Below are 6,159 nucleotides of genomic sequence, written 5' to 3' on the forward strand. Positions count from 1 at the left end.
GCTATAGTAGTTAAGGGACTTGTTCGTAATTAAAGTACCTATGGCTTCGACTCCGCTCAGCCAACGCTAGCTGAGCGGAGTCGAAGCTAACGTTGGCTGAGTGGGACTTTTTTTATCTGCAAAAGCATACAGCAATTATCGATCAAACGAACTACAAGGAAATTTTTGAAAGCGTTGCTTTGCAACGCTTTCAAAAATTTCCTTGGTTTGGGTTTGAGCGCAAAGCGCTGTAAGAGGCATTAAGAGGCGCAACTGCGTAAAACTATGCCGATGATAATGCCGAGTCCCCCAAAACGGACGATCTGCCAAAAGGGTTCGCGAAAACTACTCCAAGAGAGCAAGCGACTTTCCAGATTTGCCTCAACTTGCTCGAGGCGATCGCCTATTTCTTGAAGTTGTTTCAAGAGTTCGTCCTTCGAGGGATTGGCATAGTTATTGGCGTTATTCGCAAGCACTCGACCATATTTGTGATCGGGGATACGCCCAAGTTTTGACTTATGAGAATTATTATTATCAATTTGCGATCGAATCTGTTCGCGTTCTGTTTTCAGTTCCTGTTGCAGGAGCGCATCGCGACGAACCTGCAAAAAACGCTGTTCGACTTCTTCTAATAGGGCTTTAGTTTCTTGGAGTTCGGCTTCTAGATCGCTCCAATCAGAAATTTCAGTCGTCACAGCATCAATCCAATAGGTGAGATTTTAATCAAGGTCTTAAGCAATATTTTAGAGTCGAGTAAAGCATCGCCGTAGATTGAATTTTAGCGTGATTCGCTCTTCGGGGTCGTACATAAAGGCTAAATTTAAAAGGCTAAATTTAAAAGGCTAAATTTAAAAGGCTAAATTTAAAAGGCTAAATTTAGAGGCATATTGGTTTTGTCCGATTCGCCGCAACCCAACCAGCGATCGGGTCAGAAATTTGCAACCAACCCTGTTTTTCACCTGTCACCGTAATCTGTGTACCATTGTTCAGTTTACCCACGATCGCATAGTCCACACCTCCTCCTTGGCGGACGTTGATTGGCGGATTGGGATCGGAAACTACCCGCTTCGTGTAATCGCAGGTATTCGCATTACCAGTTTTTTGAACAGAACGAACTTGAAAGTTAAGCAGGTAATCAACATTTTGCTGCTCGATGGAAGTGAGTAAACCTTCAGGAAAGCGATCAGGCTCGTAGATGGGCTTATACCAAGGCTGCTTATTAAAATAAGCTTGCAATTCAGGATCTTGAAAACGGCGACCGTATCTAGCAAAGATTTCATTGCGCATGATATCCAATTCGTACTCACTTTTGCCTGCCACATCCTGTGGCTCAATCGGGCGTTCCGATAGGAATAAATATTTAAAATTGGGCGAACTGACATTCACATTGTTGTTGATTACGGAAGATGGACGCAAAAACATCACTGTCCCCACAAGGGCGATCGCTGAGACAATGCCTAGGGCGATCGCTACCAGTTGGTTTCTACGATTGACGGGGAAATAATCCCTTGGCGATTTCAGTGGTGAGAACTTGGTTGCCACATTGTCCCGCGCCTCAAAGGATGAAGTTATTTCTTGAAAATCAGTCTGCTCGATATTAGATACGAGTGTGGGCGCGATCGCCGAATCTAATTTGCGTAAATCTGTCAATACCGCTTCGGCAGACTGATAGCGATCGCGAAAGTCGTATTTAACTAACTTATCGACGATCCTTGCCAATCCATCGCTAACCACTGCCCGATATTTAAAAGCGGCATGGGCAGGGGCGTAACGCCAAGCTAATTCCCCCGTTTCCAGATTTTCAGATAGGAGATTGGGCGCAAGCCCAGTCAGTCCTTGAATGGCGATCGCGCCTACGGCATAGAGATCGCTACAGGGTCTAGGCTTGCCGATCGCCTGCTCGTTAGGCATATAACCATCAGTCCCGATCGCAACCGTAGAGCCAATAGCTGTTGCTGTACCTACTTGCTTAACTGCGCCAAAATCAATCAATACGATTTTGCCATCGGCACGGCGACGCATTAAATTTGCAGGTTTAATATCCCGATGAATTGCCCCCTGCTGATGCACAAAATCAAGAGTTTCTAATATATCCATCAAAAAGGCGATCGTCTGGGTCTCTTTCATTCGTCCTACGGGATAGCCATCAACTGTGCGATCTTTGGCGATCAGTTCTTGCGTCAAGTCATCCCCTTCAATTAACTCTTGGACAAGATAAAATTCACTATCCTCTTCAAAGTGCGCTAGCAAACGGGGAATACGATCATGGCTACCAAGTTTATGTAAAACCCTCGCCTCCGTTTCAAAGAGCCGACTAGCGATTTTGACCACAAAAGCATCGTTGGATGTCGGACTTAGCTTTTTAACCACACATTTCTGATGATCTGGCAGTTGCAAATCCTCCGCCAAAAAAGTTTGCCCAAAACCTCCGCCTCCAAGGTTTTGAATAATTTGGTATCTGCCGCTAATTACTTTGCCAATCATTTTCAAGATGAAATTGCATCATTGACTGTAATCATAAGCGTCATTAGGGCAAGTGGAGAAGCTACAAAACTAAATTTTCACAAAACCGTGACGACAAGTCTCTTAGATTTAATACCAATTCTCAAAACCCTACTGGGTTTGGTGTTTGATTCACAAAAGTGTTGTCACACTTTCGTGAATTGGTATAACGTCAGTTCGCGTTAAGCTGGCAAATTTTAAAAGCCCAAAAATAAAAGCCTTGCCAAGCAAGGCTTTTATTTTTAGGCTTTGAGAAAGGGTTTGCGGAGTAAACCCTTTCTCAAAGTTCATTTCAAATTGTTAAGAGGTAAATGGCTTTATTCAAGCATCTCAAGATAACGCGATCGCTCCTGTCGTAGAGCATCGGTTGCCCTTTGTACCTCAATTGCGACTTGAGATAGGGAAGCATAAATTAATACGACATAATTATCATTTATGGCGGATTCAAGCTGACGACATTGATAGGAAAGGGTCAAAGCCCCAAGGTAGTCGCTGCTCGATCGCAATGTGTTTAAGGCTTGAAGGAGTTTGACATAATCGCTAACGGCGAGCGCTCGATCGATCGCCTGTACTAAATGTGGGGCATCTTCTAAATATGTGTCAATTACATCGATCAGAAATTCGGTGGCTTTGCGATCGTTACCACCAATCTCCAGAATTGTCTCGATAAATTGTGGTTCAATCGCAGGCTCTTCGTCCTCATTAGCAATATCTAGCACTTCTTGCCTATCTAAACCTTGAGTATCATCGGGTAATGCGGACTCTGAGGGTGGCTGATCGATCGGCTGGGATGCTAACTCTAGGATTTCTGGTTCTGGCGATGGCTGATCGATCGGCTGGGATGCTAACTCTAGGCTGTTGGGTTCTATTAATTGAGGTTCGGTAATTTCGGGGAGAATTTCTTCCTCCTCTGGCTTGATGAATTCATCGACAATTGCCTCTGGTTCCCTTGGCGATAAATCCGCTTCGTCCTGATCTAATGGCAATTTAATCGGGGCTGTGGCGATCGCTTCAGGTTGGGTATCTGCTAAAGGATCTACTAAATCTAAGTTTTCTGATGGCTGATGAGGGAATGCGGCGATCGGGAATTCTACAACTTCAAGTTCGGGATTTTGTTCGGGATTTTGTTCAGAATTTTGTTCGGGACTTTCTATAGTTGTGTTTAAGTCCGATTCTTCAGATTCATCGCTGGAAATTATTTTCAGGTTGTCAGGCATAATCACATAGGAGATATCAGCCCTTTCAAACTTGATAGCCACTGCCTCTGGACTCGGCTCCTCGTCATCTTCACCTTCTAATTCTGGTAAATCAATATTGGCAACTGGAGCCAAAAAGAGAGGAGGGAGACCATTTTGCGAGTTCGGGATATCCTGAAAATCTATTGCTTCTACAGGGGGAATAGTGGTTTGGGCTAATTCAATTTCCTGTGATTGCTCCTCTTCATTCTCTAAATCTGAGTTGACTGGATCGCCATCTTTTTGGTCATGATCGGATTCCGCATCATCGTTTACCAATTCGGAACGATCTGAAGCTGCCTGTACGATCGATGGTGCGATATCCTCCGTATTATCGGAATTAGTCGCACTCTCCGCAATTTCGGTAACTATTTGCTGTAGATTGTCTAATTCAAGACGTAGGCTATGGAGATCGTCAGTTAGCTCTTGAGACTGCTGGCGCAAATTAATGAGGGAAACGGCAATCCCGATTTGAGCCGCAACTAAGGATAGAGAAGTGCGATCGCTCTCCGACCAATTGTGATAGGCTCTGCCATGAAAAGCCACCAAAGTTCCCCATACTTCTTGCCCTGCGTAGATCTTATTGGCTACATAGGAGGAAATCCCAATCTGTTCTAGTAGAGTGACGATATGGGAGGAGAGGCTGGAACTGCGGATGCTGTCAACGATCTGCGCCGAACGATCGGGCTCGGTAGACTCGATCATATGTCTTGCCAAGGAAAGTTGTCTTTCTGGCATGGAGGTTAGAGAGATGAGCCCTGTAGCGATCGCGTCCGTCACAAACTCCGCCTGTCCGTTAGCATGGCAATGAAAAAGGGCGACGCGATCTACTTGTAAAAGTTGCTGGGCAACCTGAACGGCTATTTGTAAAACTAAATCTAAGGATGGCGATCGCTGAATGGCATCGGCAAGCTGGGCAAGGGCTTTTTCTCTAGCAATGATATTGCTAAAAATGTCCGAAGCATTACCATCGACGGCTTCGGTTGCCATCATCTTTTCCTGATGCTCTTCCCAGCTAAGTTGATGTACACGCTCCTGCTGCACTAAAATAGCTTTTAGGCGCTCGTAGGCTGCGCGATCGCGGCAAAGATGGCGAATTTGATCTAAGAGGGTAGAATCCATGGGTAAGAACGACTAGCCCCAAATATTTTCTAGCAATGTAGATAGAGTAAAAAACTATCTAGAGCATCGATCTTAACGGACTCATTTTGGCGATCGCATGAGACACAAAGCGTAACTTTTGCTTCTATGGTTAAGAGCTACTTACCAACCCTTACTGTAAAAACAAGATAAAATCACATTAAGTAGTTCAGCATAAGTAAAACCCAAAACCAGAGAGCATACCGTTCGCGTAGCGGACGGTATGCTCTTCTAGGTTTTAAGTTTACTTATGCTTAGCTACTTAATACCCTTAGCGGCAGCTATAGTTATACCAATTCACGAATAATACCAATTCACGAAAGTGTGACAACACTTTCGTGAATTGGTATTATTCCTAGCTACTCGTTCGTTTACCAATCACAAAGTAAGTTAAAAAATATGGTGCGCTATACCCTTGCCCAGAGTCCTGAAGTTGTTTTGACCGTTGCTGGTAAAGATTCGCCTAAAGCACGGGAAAAAGCGATGGCAGACTTGATGGAATTAATGGACTCAGGCAAGCTCGATACCGATCTTGCCGATGGCTTTAGTCCCGACCAATTTATTGAAGTGAAAGAACTGCCCATGTCGGAAGAACGCGAAGATCCTATTACTCAAGCCGTACAGGTTTTAAATAACTTGGCGACGCTAAAAATTAAAGTCCAAGAGCTGCGTTCTGATGCAATGCAAGTGCGATCGCAGATCGATATTTTGTTTAGCGATGAGCTGGTATCGGAAGAGCAAATCAATAGTATTAAAGAAGGATTTAAAACTCTCAAAAGTTTTGCTCAACTTAACATGAAATTTCTGGATGCGAGATCGCAAGCCGAAAACGCCCGTCAAGTTTTAGATGAAGCGCTCAAGTCTCCTAGCTCAGAAGTCAAAGCTCCTACTGAGAATGCAGCCGAATCCATTGAAAGTTTGGCTAGCCCTGATTTAGCCCCTGTTGAAGCCGAAGTTAAAACCAATGAGGTTGAAATTGTGGCTGAAGTTGAAGCTGAGGAGTCAGAAACCGTAACTGAAGTGGAAAACGCGATCGTGGAAGTTCCCGCGAACAAGTCCACGAAGAAAAAATAATTAAAAGTAATTAAGTAGCTAGGCATAATTAAAAAACAAAACCAGAGAGGATACCGCCCGCTGCGCGGGCGGTATCCTCTCTGGTTTTTAAGTTTACTTATACCTAGCTACTTAGAAAGAGTCAAAGTAGATTTTTTCGCTACTTTGACTTTCTTTAACCTTGGCGAAATCATTGTGTTGCTTGGATTTACTCACGTTAGGATATAACTAGATCTTCAAAGCTAAATTT

At 44.1% G+C, this 6,159-nt stretch carries 3 protein-coding genes and 1 pseudogene; 1 reads left to right on the forward strand and 3 read right to left on the reverse strand.

The window, feature by feature from the left end; genetic code table 11:
• Positions 1-239: 239 nt before the first annotated feature.
• The 3 genes from AC805_RS14885 to AC805_RS14895 all read right to left on the reverse strand — a co-directional run bounded on the left by AC805_RS14885 (position 240) and on the right by AC805_RS14895 (position 4,838).
• The gene (locus tag AC805_RS14885) at positions 240-674 is read right to left on the reverse strand and encodes a hypothetical protein (RefSeq protein WP_055076150.1); all 435 of its coding nucleotides are present in this window, start codon (positions 672-674) and stop codon (positions 240-242) included.
• Between the two features lie 181 nt (positions 675-855).
• Positions 856-2,463, reverse strand: a complete 1,608-nt coding sequence (locus AC805_RS14890) for a protein kinase domain-containing protein (protein ID WP_055076151.1) — start codon at positions 2,461-2,463, stop codon at positions 856-858.
• Positions 2,464-2,798: 335 nt separating this feature from the next.
• The gene (locus AC805_RS14895) at positions 2,799-4,838 is read right to left on the reverse strand and encodes a GAF domain-containing protein (RefSeq protein WP_055076152.1); all 2,040 of its coding nucleotides are present in this window, start codon (positions 4,836-4,838) and stop codon (positions 2,799-2,801) included.
• 417 nt (positions 4,839-5,255) lie between these two features.
• Here AC805_RS14895 and AC805_RS14900 point away from each other — a divergent pair.
• A pseudogene (locus AC805_RS14900) lies at positions 5,256-5,723 on the forward strand (hypothetical protein); the annotation flags it as partial.
• Positions 5,724-6,159: the final 436 nt, after the last annotated feature.

Source organism: Pseudanabaena sp. 'Roaring Creek' (genome assembly GCF_001402795.1).
In the GTDB taxonomy this organism is placed as follows: Bacteria; Cyanobacteriota; Cyanobacteriia; order Pseudanabaenales; family Pseudanabaenaceae; genus Pseudanabaena.